This is a genomic window from Streptomyces sp. NPDC102490 (genome assembly GCF_044765285.1).
GTDB lineage: Bacteria > Actinomycetota > Actinomycetes > Streptomycetales > Streptomycetaceae > Streptomyces.
On record NZ_JBIWJU010000001.1, the window covers coordinates 47,045 to 64,483 of the forward strand.

General features: G+C 73.0%; 14 protein-coding genes. 8 read left to right on the forward strand and 6 right to left on the reverse strand.

Going from position 1 to position 17,439, the window contains the following annotated elements:
* The first annotated feature begins 19 nt into the window (after nt 1-19).
* The 6 genes from scy to ACIRGB_RS00245 all read left to right on the forward strand — a co-directional run bounded on the left by scy (nt 20) and on the right by ACIRGB_RS00245 (nt 9,271).
* Complete coding sequence (scy, locus tag ACIRGB_RS00220; protein ID WP_403856845.1) at nt 20-4,000, forward strand: polarized growth protein Scy; 3,981 nt, start codon at nt 20-22, stop codon at nt 3,998-4,000.
* A 207-nt stretch (nt 4,001-4,207) separates the two neighbouring features.
* On the forward strand, nt 4,208-5,140 hold the full coding sequence (locus ACIRGB_RS00225) for a hypothetical protein (RefSeq protein WP_059301484.1): 933 nt from the start codon (nt 4,208-4,210) through the stop codon (nt 5,138-5,140).
* Nucleotides 5,141-5,251: 111 nt separating this feature from the next.
* Nucleotides 5,252-6,244, forward strand: a complete 993-nt coding sequence (locus tag ACIRGB_RS00230; protein WP_403856849.1) for an ABC transporter ATP-binding protein — start codon at nt 5,252-5,254, stop codon at nt 6,242-6,244.
* A 2-nt stretch (nt 6,245-6,246) separates the two neighbouring features.
* Nucleotides 6,247-7,017, forward strand: a complete 771-nt coding sequence (locus ACIRGB_RS00235; protein WP_403856852.1) for an ABC transporter permease — start codon at nt 6,247-6,249, stop codon at nt 7,015-7,017.
* Nucleotides 7,018-7,151: 134 nt separating this feature from the next.
* A complete protein-coding gene (locus tag ACIRGB_RS00240) occupies nt 7,152-8,405 on the forward strand; it encodes an ABC transporter ATP-binding protein (protein ID WP_403856855.1) in 1,254 nt (417 codons plus the stop codon).
* The gene (locus ACIRGB_RS00245) at nt 8,402-9,271 is read left to right on the forward strand and encodes an ABC transporter permease (protein WP_403856858.1); all 870 of its coding nucleotides are present in this window, start codon (nt 8,402-8,404) and stop codon (nt 9,269-9,271) included. Before ACIRGB_RS00240 ends, ACIRGB_RS00245 begins: the two co-directional genes overlap by 4 nt.
* Before the next feature lie 8 nt (nt 9,272-9,279).
* On the opposite strand, the gene ACIRGB_RS00250 is transcribed toward ACIRGB_RS00245, so the two are convergent.
* Nucleotides 9,280-9,612: an ATP/GTP-binding protein gene (locus tag ACIRGB_RS00250; RefSeq protein ID WP_403856861.1), complete on the reverse strand. Its 333-nt coding sequence runs from the start codon at nt 9,610-9,612 to the stop codon at nt 9,280-9,282.
* Nucleotides 9,613-9,866: 254 nt separating this feature from the next.
* Between ACIRGB_RS00250 and ACIRGB_RS00255 the strand changes: the two genes are divergently transcribed.
* Nucleotides 9,867-10,895, forward strand: coding sequence for an LLM class flavin-dependent oxidoreductase (locus ACIRGB_RS00255; RefSeq protein WP_403856864.1), 1,029 nt, complete (start codon nt 9,867-9,869; stop codon nt 10,893-10,895).
* A gap of 82 nt (nt 10,896-10,977) precedes the next feature.
* Here the strand turns inward: ACIRGB_RS00255 and ACIRGB_RS00260 are convergent, their stop codons facing one another.
* Entirely contained in the window at nt 10,978-11,370 is a 393-nt protein-coding gene (locus ACIRGB_RS00260; RefSeq protein WP_003973607.1) for an SCO5389 family protein, read from the reverse strand.
* Nucleotides 11,371-11,649: 279 nt separating this feature from the next.
* On the opposite strand from ACIRGB_RS00260, the gene nucS reads away from it, so the two are divergent.
* Nucleotides 11,650-12,321 (forward strand): endonuclease NucS, encoded by a 672-nt coding sequence (gene nucS, locus ACIRGB_RS00265; RefSeq protein WP_403856868.1) that lies wholly within the window; start codon nt 11,650-11,652, stop codon nt 12,319-12,321.
* An 81-nt stretch (nt 12,322-12,402) separates the two neighbouring features.
* On the opposite strand, the gene ACIRGB_RS00270 is transcribed toward nucS, so the two are convergent.
* The 4 genes from ACIRGB_RS00270 to ACIRGB_RS00285 all read right to left on the reverse strand — a co-directional run bounded on the left by ACIRGB_RS00270 (nt 12,403) and on the right by ACIRGB_RS00285 (nt 17,397).
* Entirely contained in the window at nt 12,403-15,027 is a 2,625-nt protein-coding gene (locus tag ACIRGB_RS00270) for an ATP-binding protein (RefSeq protein ID WP_403856871.1), read from the reverse strand.
* Nucleotides 15,028-15,259: 232 nt separating this feature from the next.
* A complete protein-coding gene (locus ACIRGB_RS00275; protein WP_030187305.1) occupies nt 15,260-15,583 on the reverse strand; it encodes an STAS domain-containing protein in 324 nt (107 codons plus the stop codon).
* A gap of 187 nt (nt 15,584-15,770) precedes the next feature.
* A complete protein-coding gene (locus tag ACIRGB_RS00280) occupies nt 15,771-16,619 on the reverse strand; it encodes a 3-hydroxyacyl-CoA dehydrogenase family protein (RefSeq protein ID WP_403856874.1) in 849 nt (282 codons plus the stop codon).
* A 136-nt stretch (nt 16,620-16,755) separates the two neighbouring features.
* The gene (locus ACIRGB_RS00285) at nt 16,756-17,397 is read right to left on the reverse strand and encodes a TetR/AcrR family transcriptional regulator (RefSeq protein WP_403856877.1); all 642 of its coding nucleotides are present in this window, start codon (nt 17,395-17,397) and stop codon (nt 16,756-16,758) included.
* Nucleotides 17,398-17,439 lie beyond the last annotated feature (42 nt).

The following is a 17,439-nucleotide window of genomic DNA, read 5'->3' on the forward strand; positions in this document are numbered from 1 at the left end:
GGACGGATGGGACCGCGCAGTGCGGGGCTACGAGAGCCAGGAGCGAGAGCCGGCGGCTGACGTCGACCACCTCTCTCGGTTCGAGGCCGAGATGAAGCGGCTGAAGACCGAGCGGGAAAAGGCGATCCAGCACGCCGAGGACCTCGGCTACCAGGTCGAGGTGCTGCGCGCCAAGCTGCACGAGGCGCGGCGCACCATCATGTCCCGGCCCGCCTTCGACGGCGGCGACATCGGGTACCAGGCCGAGCAGTTGCTGCGCAACGCGCAGACGCAGGCCGACCAGTTGCGCGCCGACGCGGAGCGGGAGCTGAGCCAGGCGCGGGCGCAGACCCAGCGGATCCTCCAGGAGCACGCCGAGCAGGCCGCCCGGCTCCAGGCGGAGCTGCACCAGGAGGCGGTGACCCGCCGCCAGCAGCTGGACCAGGAGCTGGCCGAGCGCCGGCAGACCGTCGAGTCGCACGTCAACGAGAACGTGGCCTGGGCCGAGCAGCTGCGCGCCCGCACCGAGCAGCAGGCCCGGCGCCTGCTCGACGAGTCCCGCGCCGAGGCCGAGCAGGCCATGGCCGCGGCCCGCGCGGAGGCCGAGCGGCTGACCGCCGAGGCCCGGCAGCGGCTGCGCAGCGACGCGGAGAGCGCGCGTGCCGAGGCCGAGCAGATCCTGCGCCGGGCCCGTGCCGACGCCGAGCGGCTGCTGAACGCCGCCTCCACGCAGGCGCAGGAGGCCACCGACCACGCCGAGCAGCTGCGCACCTCCACGGCCACCGAGTCCGAGGACGCCCGGCGCCGGGCCCAGGAGCTGAGCCGCACCGCCGAGCAGCGGATGACCGAGGCCGAGGAGGCGCTGCGCAAGGCGCAGGCCGAGGCCGAGAAGGTGGTCGCCGAGGCCGAGGAGGCCGCGGCCAAGGCGCTGTCGAGCGCCGAGGCCACCAACGAGCAGCGCACCCGCACCGCCAAGGAGCAGGTCGCCCGGCTGGTCGGCGAGGCCACCAAGGACGCGGAGAACACCAGGTCCGAGGCCGAGCAGGTGGTCGCGGACGCCCGTGCCGAGGCCGAGCGGATCGTCACCGAGGCCGCCGAGAAGGCGCGCACGATCACCGCCGAGGAGTCGGCCACCCAGCTGTCCAAGGCGGCCAAGACCGCCGAGGACGTGCTGAACAAGGCGTCCGAGGACGCCAAGCGCACCACGAAGGCCGCCACCGAGGAGGCCGAGCGGATCCGCTCGGAGGCCGAGGCCGAGGCGGACCGGCTGCGCGCCGAGGCGCACGACATCGCCGAGCAGCTCAAGGGCGCGGCGAAGGACGACACCAAGGAGTACCGCGCCAAGACCGTCGAGCTCCAGGAGGAGGCGCGCCGGCTGCGCGGCGAGGCCGAGCAGCTGCGGGCGGACGCGGTCGCCGAGGGCGAGAAGATCCGCGCCGAGGCCCGCAAGGAGGCCGTGGCGCAGATCGAGGAGGCGGCCAAGACCGCCGAGGAGCTGCTCGCCAAGGCCAAGGCGGACGCGGACGAGCTGCGGCAGAGCGCGACGGCGGACAGCGAGAAGGTCCGCACCGAGGCCATCGAGCGGGCGACGACCCTGCGCCGGCAGGCCGAGGAGACCCTGGAGCGCACCCGTGCGGAGGCCGAGCGGCACCGCGCGGAGGCCGCCGAGCGGGTGGCGGAGCTCCAGGCGGAGGCCGAGCGGGCCGCCCGCGAGCTGCGCGAGGAGACCGAGCGCGCCGTCGAGGCCCGGCAGGCGGAGGCCGCCGAGGAGCTGACGCGGCTGCACACCGAGGCCGAGGAGCGCCGCACCGCGGCCGAGCAGGCCCTGAGCGAGGCCCGCGAGGAGGGCGAGCGGATCCGCCGCGAGGCCGCCGAGGAGAGCGAGCGGCTGCGCACCGAGGCCGCGGAGCGGATCCGTGCGCTCCAGCAGCAGGCCGAGACGGAGGCCGAGCGGCTGCGCACCGAGGCCGCCGCAGACGCGTCCGCCTCCCGCGCGGAGGGCGAGGCCGTCGCCGTACGGCTGCGCTCGGAGGCTTCCAACGAGGCGGAGCGGCTGAAGTCGGAGGCGCAGGAGAGCGCCGACCGGGTGCGGGCGGAAGCTCAGGCCGCCGCCGAGCGCATCGCGGCCGAGGCGTCGGAGGCGCTGGCCGCCGCCCAGGAGGAGGCCGCCCGGCGCCGCCGCGAGGCGGAGGAACTGCTCGGCTCGGCCCGGCAGGAGGCCGACCAGGAGCGTCTGCGGGCCCGCGAGCAGAGCGAGGAGCTGCTGGCCTCGGCGCGCAACCGGGTGGAGGAGGCACAGGCCGAGGCGACCCGGCTGGTCGAGGAGGCCGACCGGCGTGCCACCGAGATGGTGTCGGCCGCCGAGCAGCACGCGACGCAGGTGCGCGAGTCGGTCGCCGGGCTGCACGAGCAGGCCCAGGAGGAGATCACCGGGCTGCGCAGCGCCGCCGAGCACGCCGCCGAGCGCACCCGGCACGAGGCCCAGGAGGAGGCGGACCGGGTCCGCGCCGACGCCTACGCCGAGCGCGAGCGGGCCGGGGAGGACGCCGGCCGGCTCAGGCGCGAGGCGCACGAGGAGACCGAGGCCGCCAAGGCGCTGGCCGAGCGGACCGTGTCCGAGGCCGTCACGGAGGCCGAGCGGATCCGCGCGGACGTCTCCGAGCACGCCCAGCGGGTGCGCACGGAGGCCTCCGACACCATCGCCGAGGCCGAGCAGTCCGCGTCCCGCACCCGGGCGGACGCCCGCGAGGACGCCAACCGCATCCGGTCCGACGCGGCGACGCAGGCGGACACCCTGATCACCGAGGCGCGTTCCGAGGCGGAGCGGCTCACCACCGAGACGGCGGCCGAGACCGACCGGATCCGGACCCGGACACTCGCGGAGGCGGAGCGCGTCACCGCCGAGGCGGCGAGCGAGGCCGAGCGGGTCAGGAGCGAGGCGGCCACCGAGGCGGAGCGGCTGCGCACCGAGACGATCGCCGAGGCCGACCGGGTCCGCGCCGAGGCGAGCGCCCGGGCCGAGCAGCTGGTCTCGGACGCCACCGGGGAGGCGGAGCGGCTGCGGGCCGAGGCCGCCGACACCGTCGGCTCCGCGCAGCAGCACGCCGAGCGGATCCGCACCGAGGCGGACCGGGTCCGCCGTGAGGCGGCCGCGGAGGCCGAGCGGGTCACCACGGCGGCCCGCGAGGAGGCCGAGCGGACCCTCGACGAGGCCCGCAAGGACGCCAACAAGCGGCGCTCGGAGGCCGCCGAGCAGGTCGACACGCTCATCACGGAGACCACCGCCGAGGCCGACAAGCTGCTCACCGAGGCGCAGCAGCAGGCGCAGAAGACCACCGCGGACGCCGAGTCGCAGGCCGACACGATGGTCGGCGCGGCCCGCACGGAGGCCGACCGGATCGTCCAGGAGGCGACGGTCGAGGGCAACACCCGGGTGGAGAAGGCCCGTACGGACGCGGACGAGCTGCTGGTCGGCGCCCGCCGGGACGCGACCGCCATCAGGGAGCGCGCGGAGGAGCTGCGCGAGCGGCTCACCTCGGAGATCGAGGAGCTGCACGAGCGGGCCCGCCGCGAGGCCGCCGAGACGATGAAGTCGGCCGGCGACCGCTGCGACGCGCTCATCAAGGCCGCCGAGGAGCAGCTGGCCAAGGCGGAGGCGAAGGCCAAGGAGCTGGTGTCGGAGGCCAACTCCGAGGCGGGCAAGGTGCGCATCGCCGCCGTCAAGAAGGCCGAGGGGCTGCTCAAGGAGGCCGAGCAGAAGAAGGCCACCCTGGTCCGCGAGGCCGAGGAGCTGAAGGCCGAGGCGGTCCGCGAGGCCCGGCGCACGGTCGACGAGGGCAAGCGCGAGCTGGAGGTGCTGGTCCGGCGCCGCGAGGACATCAACGCGGAGATCTCCCGGGTGCAGGACGTGCTGGAGGCACTGGAGTCCTTCGAGGCGCCCGGGAGCGCGAAGGACAACGGGGTGAAGGCCGGTGCGACGGTGGGCGCCCCACGTTCGGGTGGCAAGTCGTCAGACGGCTAGCATCCGGGGCGTATTCGGTGTCTGCTGGAGATCTTTGGCCGAGTCCCGACGGGACCGTTCACTCGAACTTTGGCAAGCCATCCATGGGTCAGCCACTCAAAAGAGGTGTCATTCTCCGTACCAAACGTGCATCCGCTCGATGACACACCGCATTGGCGCCTAGGATTCCCTCTATCACCTCACCCGGTCTCTTTCGACAGGAACCCCATGAGCGACACTTCCCCCTACGGCTTCGAGCTTGTGCGGCGTGGGTACGACCGCGCTCAGGTGGACGAACGTATCTCCAAGCTCGTCTCCGACCGTGACAGCGCTCTCGCCCGCATCACCGCTCTGGAAAAGCGCATCGAGGAGCTCCACCTCGAGACTCAGAACGCCCAGGCCCAGGTCAACGACGCCGAGCCGTCGTACGCCGGTCTCGGTGCCCGGGTCGAGAAGATCCTGCGGCTCGCCGAGGAAGAGGCGAAGGACCTGCGCGAGGAGGCCCGGCGCGCGGCCGAGCAGCACCGCGAGCTGGCCGAGTCGGCCGCCCAGCAGGTGCGCAATGACGCGGAGTCGTACGCCGCCGAGCGCAAGGCCAAGGCCGAGGACGAGGGCGTCCGGATCGTCGAGAAGGCCAAGAGCGACGCCTCCCAGCTGCGCTCCGAGGCGCAGAAGGACGCGCAGTCCAAGCGCGACGAGGCCGACGCCCTGTTCGAGGAGACCCGCGCCAAGGCCGCGCAGGCCGCCGCCGACTTCGAGACGAACCTCGCCAAGCGCCGCGAGCAGTCCGAGCGGGACCTGGCCTCCCGTCAGGCCAAGGCCGAGAAGCGGCTCGCGGAGATCGAGCACCGCGCGGAGCAGCTGCGCCTGGAGGCGGAGAAGCTGCGCACGGACGCCGAGCGCCGGGCCCGCCAGACCGTGGAGACGGCGCAGCGCCAGTCCGAGGACATCGTGGCCGACGCCAACGCCAAGGCCGACCGGATCCGTTCGGAGTCGGAGCGCGAGCTGGCCGCCCTCACCAACCGCCGCGACTCCATCAACGCGCAGCTGACCAACGTGCGCGAGATGCTGGCGTCCCTCACGGGTGCCGCGGTGGCCGCCGCTCCGGCGGTCGAGGACGAGTCGGTCTCCCGCGGGGTGCCGGCCCAGCAGTCCCGCTGAGGCGGTTCGGCCCGCACGAGGGGCGTACGCCTGCTGAATTCGCACGAACAAGGACGAGGCCTTCTGTCACTGGGGTGGCAGTGGGCCTCGTGCCGTTCTACCGTGGGCGCCATGATCGAGCTCGAGGGGCTGACCAAGCGGTACGGCGAGAAGGTGGCGGTCAACAATCTCTCCTTCACCGTCAGACCCGGCATCATCACGGGCTTTCTCGGCCCCAACGGTGCGGGCAAGTCGACGACCATGCGGATGGTGCTGGGCCTGGACCGGCCGACCGCCGGGGACGTGCGGATCGACGGCAAGCGCTACGAGCAGCTGAAGGACCCGCTGACGTACATCGGCGCGCTGCTCGAGGCCAAGGCCTGGCACGGCGGGCGCAGCGCCTACAACCACCTGCTGTGCCTCGCGCAGAGCAACGGCATCCCGGCGAGCCGGGTGCGCGAGGTCCTGGACACGGTCGGGCTCTCGGCGGTCGCCAAGAAGAAGACCAAGGGCTTCTCGCTCGGCATGGGGCAGCGGCTCGGCATCGCCGGCGCGCTGCTCGGCGACCCGCGGATCCTGATGTTCGACGAGCCGGTCAACGGCCTGGACCCCGAGGGCATCCACTGGATCCGCAATCTGATGAAGTCCCTGGCCGCGCAGGGCCGTACGGTCTTCGTCTCCTCCCACCTGATGAGCGAGATGGCGCTGACCGCCGACCATCTGGTGGTCATCGGCCAGGGCCGGTTGCTGGCGGACACCTCGATGGCCGATTTCATCGCGGAGAACTCGCGCAGCTACGTCCGGATCCGCACCCCGCAGCGCGAGCAGCTGCTCGACGCGCTGCACGGTGCCGGGGTCGCGGTCGTCGAGGCGGGCGACGGGGTCCTGGAGGTGGACGGCGACAAGTCGGAGGCGGTCGGCGAGCTGGCGGCGCGGCAGCAGATCGTGCTGCACGAGCTGAGCCCGCAGCGGGCCTCGCTGGAGGAGGCGTTCATGCAGCTGACCGCGGAGTCCGTGGAGTACCACGCGCACGACGGGCAGCCGCCCGGCGCGGTGCCGCAGCAGCAACAGCCACCGGGGCAGCCTCCGCAGCAGCCGTGGGGCAGCGACTGGAAGAGGGGTTGAGCATGGCGGCGACACAGGTCGTCCGGTCCGAGTGGACCAAGATCCGGTCGGTCGCGTCCACGGTGTGGACGCTGGGCCTCGCCGTGGTCGTCACCATCGCCCTCGGCATGCTGATCTCGGCCCTGTCGAAGAGCGGGTTCGACGACATGAGCCGGCGGGACCAGCTCTCCTTCGACCCGACCTTCATCAGCTTCGCCGGCACCAGCCTCGGCCAGCTGGCGATGATCGTGTTCGGGGTGCTGGTCGTGAGCAACGAGTACAGCTCCGGGATGATCCGCACCTCGCTGGCCGCCGTGCCGCGGCGCGGCACCTTCCTGTTCAGCAAGATCGCGGTGGCCACCGGCCTCGCGCTGGTGGTGGCCATGGTCACCAGCTTCGCCACCTTCTTCCTGGGCCAGGCGATGCTCGGCGACCTCAAGGCGTCGATCGGCGACCCGGGCGTGCTGCGCGCGGTGTTCGGCGGCGGCCTCTACATGACCCTCATCGCGATGTTCTCCATGGGCGTCGCCGCGATGCTGCGCTCACCGATGCTGTCGCTGGGCATCCTGATGCCGTTCTTCTTCCTGATCTCCAACATCCTGGGCAACGTCCCCGCGACGGAGAAGGTCGGCCGGTTCCTGCCGGACCAGGCCGGCAGCAAGATCATGCAGGTGGTCACGCCGATCGACGACGACGTCCCGTACGGGCCGTGGGGCGGTCTCGGGATCATGGCGCTGTGGGTGATCGCGGCGCTCGTGGGCGGCTACGCGGTGCTGAAGCGGAGGGACGCCTGACCCCCTCCGCCCGGCCTTCGTACGGCGTCGGATTTTGCCCGCGCTTGAACGGAACCGTCAGCGCCTGGATATCCTCCTAACCCTTACGGGGGCGTGTGCCCTGCTGTCCCTGAACCTTCCGATGGGTGCGGAGCATGATCGAGGCTGTCGGCCTGACCAAGCGATACGGCGACAAGACCGCCGTGTACAACCTCTCCTTCCAGGTGCGGCCCGGTGCCGTCACCGGCTTCCTGGGGCCCAACGGCTCCGGCAAGTCGACGACGATGCGGATGATCCTCGGCCTGGACAACCCCACCGCGGGGCACGTGACGATCGGCGGCCACCCGTACCGCAAGCTGCCGAACGCCGCGCGCCACGTCGGCGCGCTGCTGGACGCCAAGGCGGTGCACGGTGGCCGGGCCGCCCGCAACCACCTGCTGAGCCTCGCCCAGCTGTCCGGCATCCCGGCCCGGCGGGTGGACGAGGTGCTCGGCGTGGTGGGCCTCCAGGACGTGGCCAAGCGGCGCTCCAAGGGCTTCTCGCTCGGCATGGGCCAGCGGCTCGGCATCGCCGCCGCGCTCCTCGGCGACCCCCAGGTGCTGCTCTTCGACGAGCCGGTCAACGGCCTCGACCCGGAGGGCATCCACTGGGTGCGCAACCTGATGAAGGCGCTCGCGGCGGAGGGCCGCACCGTCTTCGTCTCCTCGCACCTGATGAGCGAGATGGCGCTGACCGCCGACCACCTGATCGTCATCGGGCGCGGGCAGCTGCTCGCCGACATGAGCGTGACGGACTTCATCTCGGCCAACTCCGCCGACTTCGCCCGGGTGCGGACGCCGGACACCGATCCGCATCTGCGCGAGAAGCTGACCTCGGCGCTGACCGAGGCGGGCGGGCACGTGATGCCCGAACAGGACGGCGCGCTGCGCGTGACCGGGCTCGCCCTCCCCCGGATCAGCGACATCGCGCACGACACCGACGTACGGCTGTGGGAGCTGTCGCCGCACCAGGCCTCGCTGGAGGAGGCGTACATGCGGATGACGCAGGGCGCCGTGGACTACCGGTCGACCGCCGACCAGAAGGCCGGGCTCCAGCAGCCCCTGCCGCCCGGCGCGCAGCCGCCGATGCCGGTACCGGGGCAGGGCCAGCCCGGGTGGTACGCCCCGCCGCCGCCCCAGCAGGGCGGTCAGCCCTTCGCCGCGCCGCAGGGCGCGCCGGGCCAGGCCCCCGCGGGCCCGTACGGCGCACCGGTGGCGCCCGGGGCGGTGCCGGGCGGTCCGCCGGCCAACCCGTACGCGGAGCAGCGGGCGCCCCAGGCCCCGCCGATGCCCCAGGCCCCCGCCGCGGCTCCGGCGCCGCCCGCGGCCGCGCCCGCCACCGACCCGACCCAGCCCGAGGACGCCCGATGAGCACGCCCCAGCCCCCGACGCAGCAGGCCGCGCCCGACTGGCACGCGGCGCCCGGTTCGCCGTACCCGACCTACACGTCGCCGATCCCGGTGGTGCGCACGACCCTCGTGCACGCGCTGGCCTCGGAGTGGACGAAGATCAAGTCGGTGCGCTCGACGATGTGGACGCTGGGCGTGTTCGTCCTGCTGGTCCTCGGCATCGGGCTGCTGGCCGGCGCGGTGGTGGCCGGCTCGGACTCCGACCTGGCCGGGGAGAGCGCGCTGAGCCTCGGCTTCTTCGGGCTGCTGCTCGGCAGCATGTGCGTGATCACGCTCGGCGTGCTGACCACCGCCTCGGAGTACGGCACGGGCATGATCCGCACGACGATGACCGCCTGCCCCAGCCGCGGCCGGGTGCTGGCGGCCAAGGGCATCGTGTTCTTCCTGATGGCGTTCGTGGTGACGCTGGTCTCCGCGACGCTGGTCGGGCTGGCCCACGTGTCCATGCTGGAGGGCAACGGCGCCGAGAACCCGACCGGCGCGGAGTGGCTGAAGGGCACCGTCGGCGTCTCGCTCTACGTCGCGCTGCTCGGGCTGCTCTCGCTGGCCATGGGCTCGATCATCCGGCACTCGGCGGGCGCCATCACCATCATGATCGGCATCCTGCTCGCCCCGCTGGTGATCGCGCTGTTCATGTTCTCGGAGTCGCTCAAGGACGTGCAGCAGGCCCTGTTCGAGTACTCGATCCCGAACCAGCTGAGCATCTTCTACGCCAACTCGCTCTCCGAGTCCGGGCCCTCGGGCTGGGACCCGCTGTGGATCGTGCTCGGCGTGACGGCGGTCGCGTTCGCCGCCGCCTTCGCCCTGCTGGAGAAGCGGGACGTGTAGGCGGGCGGTCAGAACCTCGGCGCGTTACGGGACCGCTGCACCCGCGTGGTGCGGCGGTCCTTCGCGTTCCAGCACGCCTTGTGCCAGTGCCGGCGCTCGTCGACGCCCGAGTGGGCGGGCCAGGACACCACGTGCGGGACGCCGTCCGGAATGAGCTGGTCGCATCCCGGGCAGCGGTACGCCTTGCCCCGCGCGCTCGCGCCCGCCACGTGCCGTACGCTCCACTCCTCGCCCTGCCAGCTCTCCGAGGACTGCCAGCCGCCGTAACGGCCGGAGCCGTCCTCCTCGGCGCTCCGGCCGGACGGACCGGCTCCCTTGGGGCGGTTGCGACGCGGGGACACAGGACACCTCACGGAGCTATACAGGAAGCAGGGCGGCATCCAGCCTACGCGGCACGGACACGGGTACGCGTACGCCGCCGAGCCCCGCAAGTCCCCCGCGCGGGGCTCCGGTCCGGGCCCGTGCGCCGTCCCACAACGGCCGATTCTGCAGACAATCCGCAAATCCCTCCGTCCGGCCGTGTCCTCGGCACGTGTCAGGCGGTTATGCCGTGCGGGGGAGCTCCACGTCGGGGCCGAGGAAGCAGGGAAAGGCAATGCGCGTAGGAAGTTTCGTGTTGGGGGCCCAGTTCCCGGGCCAGGGCCAGGGGGAAGCGCTGCACCGCGCGGTCCGCTCGGCCGAGGTCGCCGAGGAGGCCGGGCTCGACACCGTCTGGCTGGCCGAACACCACTTCGTGCCGTACGGCACGTGTCCGTCGGCCGTGACCCTGGCCGCCCTGCTGCTGGGCCGCACCCGGCGCCTGCGGGTGGGCACCGCGGTCAGTGTGCTGCCCACCGTCCACCCCGTGGCGCTCGCCGAGCAGGCCGCGCTGCTGCACGTCACGAGCGGCGGCCGCTTCTCGCTGGGTGTGGGCCGCGGCGGCCCGTGGGTGGACCTGGAGGTGTTCGGCGCGGGTCTGGAGGCGTACGAGAAGGGTTTCCCGGAGTCGCTCGACCTGCTGCTGCGCTGGCTGCGCGAACCGGCCGTCGGCGCCTCCGGGGAGCGCTACCGCTTCCGCGAGGTGCCCGTGGTGCCGCGGCCCTCGGAGTCCCTCTCCGAGGAGCCGGGCCCGGAGGTCGTCGTCGCCTGCACCTCGCCGTCGAGCGTGCGCCTGGCGGCCGAGCGGGGACTGCCGATGCTCCTCGGGATGCACGTCGGCGACGAGGAGAAGGCGGAGATGGTCGCCCTGTGGCGCCGGCACGCCCGCGCGGCCGGGCGCCCGGCGGCGGAGATCCACGGCGCGGGGCACGTCTCGGCCGGCGTCTGCCAGATCGCGGACCGGCGCACGGACGCGGCGGAGACCCTGCTCAAGGCGATGCCGGGCTGGCTGCGGCAGGGCCTGGGCGCTCATGTCACGGTGGACGGCCGGGCCCGGCAGATGCGCGACCCGCACGCGTACACCGAACTGCTCTGTGGGCTGCACCCGGTGGGCACGCCCCGGCTGTGCGCGGACCGGCTCGCGGCGACCGGCGAGCGGACCGGCATCTCCCGCTTCGCCCTGCTCGTCGAGGGCTCGGGAGACCTGGCGGCGACCGAGGAGAACGTACGCCGGCTCGGGGCCGAGGTACTCCCCCGGCTCCGCTGAGCCGGTGGGCGGGGAGCTTGCCGCTCCGGTACAGAACTGCACCTCCCGCGTACGGAGCGGCAAGCGGGTGCTCTAGGGGCCGTCAGCAGTCGCGCAGTTCCGGCGACTGGTTCAGCAACTGGCTGCGCACCGAGGTGAACTTGGTCAGCGTCTCGTCGACAGAGGAGTCCAACGGGAACACCGCCACCCGGTGGCAGTTCTGGAAGGCCAGCCGCACCCCGAAGTGCCGCTGCAATGCACCGCGTATGGCGTCACTCGCGAGCGCACGCAGGAGCTGACCGCGCGCCTGCTCGTCCGGCGGGGGCGTCTGGTTGTCGGCGAACGCTCCGCCGTCGACCTTCAGCTGTGCCACCAGGGAGCTGACCATCTCCCATGCGTAGGGCAGGGAGGTCCGGACGCAGTCGACGAAGTCTGCTTCGTCGACCTCGCCTCGCTCGGCCTGTTCGAGTAGGGCCGGTGAGACGTCGAGCGACATGGGTTCTCCTCTCGCACCCCCGACCAGCAGGGGTTGCCGGACAGTTAAGGGAGTGCGCGATTCCGAACACGCTGTGTACACAGGCCGCGACCTCCCGTTCAATACCGTAAGCAACCGATCGTGACCGCACCAGGAGAATGCCCAGATGGGCACCATCCGGTAGGCCCACAATCGGCCAGTGCGCAAGACGGGGCCAATGGGAGAAGTGGGACAGCGCGCGGGGCGTCCCGCTCCGGGCGAATCGCGTCGGGCCGGGCGCGTCGAGTAGCGTTGCCGACCATGCGTCTCGTCATTGCCCGCTGCTCCGTCGACTACGCCGGACGGCTCACCGCCCACCTTCCCTCGGCCCCCCGGCTGATCCTGGTCAAGGCGGACGGCAGCGTCTCGATCCACGCCGACGACCGGGCCTACAAGCCCCTCAACTGGATGTCGCCGCCCTGCACCCTGAAGGAGGGCACGGGCGAGGAGGAGGGCGTCTGGACCGTCGTCAACAAGGCGGGCGAGAAGCTCATCATCACGATGGAGGAGATCCTCCACGACTCCTCGCACGAACTGGGCGTCGATCCGGGCCTGATCAAGGACGGCGTGGAAGCACACCTCCAGGAGCTGCTCGCCGACCGCATCGAGACCCTGGGCGAGGGCTACACCCTCATCCGCCGCGAGTACATGACCGCCATCGGCCCGGTGGACATCCTGTGCCGGGACGCCCAGGGCGGGACCGTCGCGGTCGAGATCAAGCGGCGCGGCGAGATCGACGGCGTGGAGCAACTCACGCGCTACCTGGAGCTGTTGAACCGCGACCCGCATCTCGCCCCGGTGCGCGGCGTCTTCGCCGCCCAGGAGATCAAGCCGCAGGCCCGTGTGCTGGCCACGGACCGCGGCATCGGCTGCCAGGTGCTGGACTACAACGCCCTGCGGGGCATCGAGGACGACAAGCTGCGGCTGTTCTGAGAGGGCGTCGGGTACGACGCGAGGAGGGCCGGGTCCGTGCGGCGGACCCGGCCCTCCCGTGCTGTCGCCCGTCCCGCGGGGTCAGATGACCGGGCCCGTCACCGTGCCCGGCCCGCCGGTCGCCGCGCCGCTCTGCGAGGCGGTCGCGGAGTCCTCGGGGGAACCGGCGGCGGCGGGCGTCGACTCGCGGGCGGCCGTGTCGGAGGTCTCCGGGGTCGAGGGCGGCAGCGTGTCCGTGTCGGTGGGGGCGGGGGTGGTGGGGTCGTCGGTCTCGGTGGGCGTGCCGGGGTCCGTCGGCCCGGTGTCCGTGGGCTTCGGCGACGTCGGCTTCGTCGTCGGTGAACTCGGCGACGTGCTCGGCTCGTCCGGCGACCCGGGGTCGTCCGGGCTCGCGTCGTCACCGGGGTCGGGAGCGTCGCCGGTGCCGCTGGGCCCGTCCGAGGGCCGCCCCGATGTCGTCGGCGTGGGGTCGTCCGTCGTGCCCGGGGTGCCGTCCGGGCCCGAGTCGGCGGGGCCGCCGGGCGTCTGCTGGTCCTTGCCGTCGTCCGAGGGCCGGTCCGCGCCCAGGCTGCCGTCGTCGATGCCCTGGCTCGCCGAGGGGTTGACGCCGACCTCGTTGGAGGGGTCGCCGGGGTCGTTCTCCGACGTGGCCCCCAGGGTCACCACCGTGCCGAGCACGGCGACGAGCAGGGCGCCCGCTCCGGCGGCCACCAGGTTCCGCCGGGCGAAGCCCTTGATGCCGCCCGCGACCGTGGGAGACGGCTCCTCCTCGGTCTCCCGGCGGGTGACGAGCGTCGGGGACTGGGGAGGCGGCTGGAGCGGCGGGAAGGGCGCGGGGACGCCCTCGGGCGGCGACACGGACTCCTCGTGGCGGGCGTCGGGCACCTCCTCCCCCACCGTCGGGCCGGGCCCGCCGCCGACGACACCGAACCCGGTGACGGGCGCCGCCGCGCCGAACGCGCCCGCGCCGCTGCCCAGGCCCGGGGTGTCCCCGGTGCGGTCGGCGACCAGCGCGAGGGCGCGGCGGCCCGCGACGGCGCCGCGCTTGTCGGAGAGCGCGCCGCGCAGCCCGATGGAGGCCTCCAGTTCGGCGCGCGCCCGGTCCAGCCGGTCCTCGCACAGCGCGAGGACGCCCAGCTCGTGGTGGAAGTAGGCCTGTTCGGCGACGTCGCCGGCGAGCCGGGCGGCCTCGGTGCCGGAGCGCAGGGCCCGCTGCCAGGCGCTCCAGTGCAGTCCGGCGGCGAACGCGGGCGCCGCGGTGCGGGCCAGCTGGACGGCGGGGCTCTCCGCGTCGTCCGCGGGCGGGGTCGTCGTCGGCACCAGCACGGCGAGGGCGGCCAGGACGGCGTCGGCCTCGGCGCAGACCCGCTCCGGGGTGACCGAGGGGTGCCCGGCCCACCAGGCGTAGTGCTGGGCGGCGGCCAGTGCCCGCTCCCGTACGGCGTCGGCGTACCCGGCGCTCTCCAGCTGGGTGAGCACCCCGGCGGCCAGCCGGTAGCGGGAGCCGACCGGGGAGACCAGTCCGCAGTCGGCCAGCTCGCCGAGGGCGGCGTCCGCGTGGGTGTCGCCGACCAGGGCGGGCAGGTGGGCCTGGTGGGGCACCTCGCCGCCGAGCGCGACGGCGAACTCCAGGGTGGCGCGGGCGGCGGCGCTCAGCCGGGAGGCGAGCAGCGGTGCGGGCGCGGCGGCCTCGCCGAGGGACGGCAGGGGGACGTCGTCGGCCTCGGTGGCGTCGTAGGGGGTGTCGTCGGCCGGGCGGGCGCCGGCGAAGACGCCGAACTCGTCGACGGCGTCGGCACCGGCCCGCTCCCGGTCCCGGCGGCGCAGCAGGGCACCGGCCTGGACGAAGCGCAGCGGCAGGCCCTCGGACTCGAACCAGAGGTCTCCGGCCCAGTTGGCCTCCTCCTCGGTGAGGGGACGTCCGGCGGCGCGCTCCAGCAGCTCCACGCCGTCCGAGCGGTCCAGTCCGCCGAGGAAGACCTCCTCGACGGCCGAGCCGGCGGAGGGTGCGGCCACCTCCGGGGTCGCGCCGATCAGGAAGGCGCACTCGGGGGTGGCGTCGAGGAGGTCGTCGAGGGCGGTGCCGCCGAACTCGAGGTCGTCCAGGACGACCACCGCGCCCACCTCGCGGAGGTACCCGAGGAGCTCCGCCCGGCCCGGGCGGTGCAGGGGCGCGCGGTGGACGGCGTAGAAGAGGTCGTGGAGCAGGTCGTCGGCGGTGCGGTGGTGGCCGTTGAGCCGGACGACGCCGTCGGGCGCGAGGCCCGCGCAGTCCTCGGCGACGAGGTCGAGGAGGCTGGTGCGGCCGGAGCCGGCGGGGCCGGTGAGGCGGACGGAGCGGCCGCGGGCGAGCAGCCGCACCAGGCGTTCGCGTTCGTCCTCGCGGGCCAGCAGCCCCAGGACGGTGCGGACCGGTCCCGGGGGTACGGGCGGCCGCGCGGCGCGCTCCGCCTCGGCGCGTTCGGCCGCGGTGAGCTTCTCGGGCCGGGCGGGCCGCTCCGCGGGCGGGCAGACCTCGATCTCGCTGCCGTCGACGGGGTTGACGGTGAGCAGGAAGTCGCCGGACACCAGCCGCACCGTGCGGGCGAGCGCGGGCGCGTGCTGTCCGAAGTCGGAGGTGAGGGGGTCCCTGTGCGGGCGCGGGCGCGGCGCCTGGTGGTCGCCGTCCTGGCCGTACTCCTCAGGGCCCCGGTTGGTCGGGTCCATTGGTTCAAGCCCCCAAAAGCGTCGTGTGCGGGGCCCCGGTCGGGACCACCCTCCCGGCCTTGCCGCACACCGCGCTGTCGCTTCTGGTCCGGGCCCGCCGGCGGGTTTGCAAAGGCAGCGGGCAGCCAGACCCTAAGCCTTCGCCCAGTATCGCCGACAGTCCGGGGTGCCGGACGGCCCGAGAGGTCACGGTCTCGTGAGGATTGCGTGTGTCGGAGGTGTGAACCTTCACTTACACGCGGGGCAGGGTCTCCACACCGATGCCGCCCTCGATGGCGAGGATCCGGTGCAGCCGGGTGGCCACCAGCAGGCGCTGCATCTGCGGCGGTACGTCGCGCAGCACCAGCCGCCGCCCGCAGCGCCCGGCCCGCCGGTGGGCTCCCATGATGACGCCGAGTCCGGTGGCGTCCCAGGAGTCCAGTTCGGACAGGTCCAGCACCAGGTCGCCGACTCCGTCGTCGACGGCCGAGTGCAGGACCGTACGGGCGTCCGCCGCGCTGCGGACGTCGAGGCGGCCCCCGACGACCAGCTCGACGTGGTCGCCCCTGATGTGCATATGCGCTCCCCGGCGTGCGTCTTCTTCGTCGTCTTCTTCGTCTTGGCGGTGCGTTCCGTGCGTGGTCTGTCGGCGGTATCGGGTGTTGCACCCTCTGACTGGCCGGAACGACCGGAGGTTGCCGCCTGTAAGCGAACCGATACCGAATTCACCCCGGCGTGTGACGTCTGCCGCGGCTGATGTGTTCTCAGTGCTTGTAGAAGCCCTGCCCGCTCTTGCGGCCGATGTCACCGGCGTCCACCATCCGGCGCATCAGCTCCGGCGGGGCGAACTTCTCGTCCTGGGACTCGGTGTAGATGTTGCCGGTGGCGTGCAGCAGGATGTCGACGCCCGTCAGGTCGGCGGTGGCCAGCGGTCCCATGGCGTGGCCGAAGCCCAGCTTGCAGGCGAGGTCGATGTCCTCGGCGGTGGCGACGCCCGACTCGTACAGCTTCGCGGCCTCGACGACGAGGGCGGAGATGAGCCGGGTGGTCACGAAGCCGGCCACGTCGCGGTTGACGACGATGCAGGTCTTGCCGGTGGACTCGGCGAACTCGCGTGCGGTGGCGAGCGTTTCGTCACTGGTCTTGTAGCCCCGCACCAGCTCGCACAGCTGCATCATCGGGACCGGCGAGAAGAAGTGGGTGCCGACGACCCGCTCGGGGCGCTCCGTCACGGCCGCGATCTTGGTGATCGGGATGGCGGAGGTGTTGGACGCGAGGATCGCCCCGTCCTTCACCAGCTTGTCCAGAGTACGGAAGATCTCGTGCTTGACTTCCAGTTTCTCGAAGACGGCCTCGACTACGACGTCCGCGTCGGCGGCCGCGTCCAGGTCGGTGGTCACGGTGATGCGCCCGAGGGCGGCCTCGGCGTCGTCGGCGGCGAGCTTCCCCTTGGCGACGAACTTGTCGTAGGAGGCCCTGATGCCGTCGGTGCCGCGCCGCAGCGCCTCGTCGGTGACGTCGCGCAGGACGACGTCCCAGCCCGCCTGCGCGGAGACCTGGGCGATGCCGGACCCCATGAGTCCGGCGCCGATGACGGCGAGCTTCCGTGCCACTGTGCGACTCCCCTGATACGCGCTGATTCTCGTCTCTCGGCCGGAGATTAGCGGGCGTGAGGCGCTGTGTGACCGGTTAGTAACGCGCGTCACGTCTCAAATGACGGACATCACACCGCAGGGTGCCGTCCGGGTGTCACTCGGCGCCCCGTACGGCGTAGTTGAGGACCTTCTCGCTCAACAGGTCCTCCATCTCGTCCAGCAGCAGCAGCACCTCGCGGGAGACCTCGGAGGGCTTGCCGCCTGCGAGCATGCGCTGTCCGATGGTGGCGACGACCGTGCCGTGCAGCCAGTTGATCTGACCGGCCATCAGAGCGGGCGTGGTGTCGTCGGCCGCGCCGCCGGTCTCCTCGCGCAGGGTCTGCTCCAGGTTCAGGAGCACCTCCTGGCCGATCGCCCACATCCGTGAGCGCAGGGCGGGCGAGTCCTGGATGACCTTCATGAACCGCGCGTAGCCGTCCATCAGACCGACGCGGGGCGAGACGGTCTCGACCTCCTCGCGCAGTTCGCGCAGGACGGCCCGCGCCGCCGACTCCCCGTCGCGCCGGCCCCGCACCCAGCGCGACAGCCGGTCGATCACGCCCTTGGAGCGGTCGAGGAACAGGTCCTCCTTGGCCGGGAAGTAGTTGTAGACGGTGTTGACGGAGACGTTCGCGGCGTCCGCGACCTCCGCCACCGTCACCGCCTCGAAGCCGCGCTCCAGGAACAGCCCAGTGGCGACATCCGAGATGTACTGCCGGGTCTGCCGTTTCTTCCGTTCCCTGAGTCCTTCGGCCATGCCCGCAATCCTAGCCGCGCCGGTGAGACTCACTGGGGCCGC

Bases quoted from the DNA above. Each gene is read 5' to 3' on its own strand.
- ACIRGB_RS00225 (WP_059301484.1), top strand. From the start codon at position 4,208: ATGAGCGACACTTCCCCCTACGGCTTCGAGCTTGTGCGGCGTGGGTAC.
- ACIRGB_RS00230 (WP_403856849.1), top strand. From the start codon at position 5,252: ATGATCGAGCTCGAGGGGCTGACCAAGCGGTACGGCGAGAAGGTGGCG.
- ACIRGB_RS00235 (WP_403856852.1), top strand. From the start codon at position 6,247: ATGGCGGCGACACAGGTCGTCCGGTCCGAGTGGACCAAGATCCGGTCG.
- ACIRGB_RS00240 (WP_403856855.1), top strand. From the start codon at position 7,152: ATGATCGAGGCTGTCGGCCTGACCAAGCGATACGGCGACAAGACCGCC.
- ACIRGB_RS00245 (WP_403856858.1), top strand. From the start codon at position 8,402: ATGAGCACGCCCCAGCCCCCGACGCAGCAGGCCGCGCCCGACTGGCAC.
- ACIRGB_RS00255 (WP_403856864.1), top strand. From the start codon at position 9,867: ATGCGCGTAGGAAGTTTCGTGTTGGGGGCCCAGTTCCCGGGCCAGGGC.
- ACIRGB_RS00260 (WP_003973607.1), bottom strand. From the start codon at position 11,370: ATGTCGCTCGACGTCTCACCGGCCCTACTCGAACAGGCCGAGCGAGGC.
- nucS (WP_403856868.1), top strand. From the start codon at position 11,650: ATGCGTCTCGTCATTGCCCGCTGCTCCGTCGACTACGCCGGACGGCTC.
- ACIRGB_RS00270 (WP_403856871.1), bottom strand. From the start codon at position 15,027: ATGGACCCGACCAACCGGGGCCCTGAGGAGTACGGCCAGGACGGCGAC.
- ACIRGB_RS00275 (WP_030187305.1), bottom strand. From the start codon at position 15,583: ATGCACATCAGGGGCGACCACGTCGAGCTGGTCGTCGGGGGCCGCCTC.
- ACIRGB_RS00285 (WP_403856877.1), bottom strand. From the start codon at position 17,397: ATGGCCGAAGGACTCAGGGAACGGAAGAAACGGCAGACCCGGCAGTAC.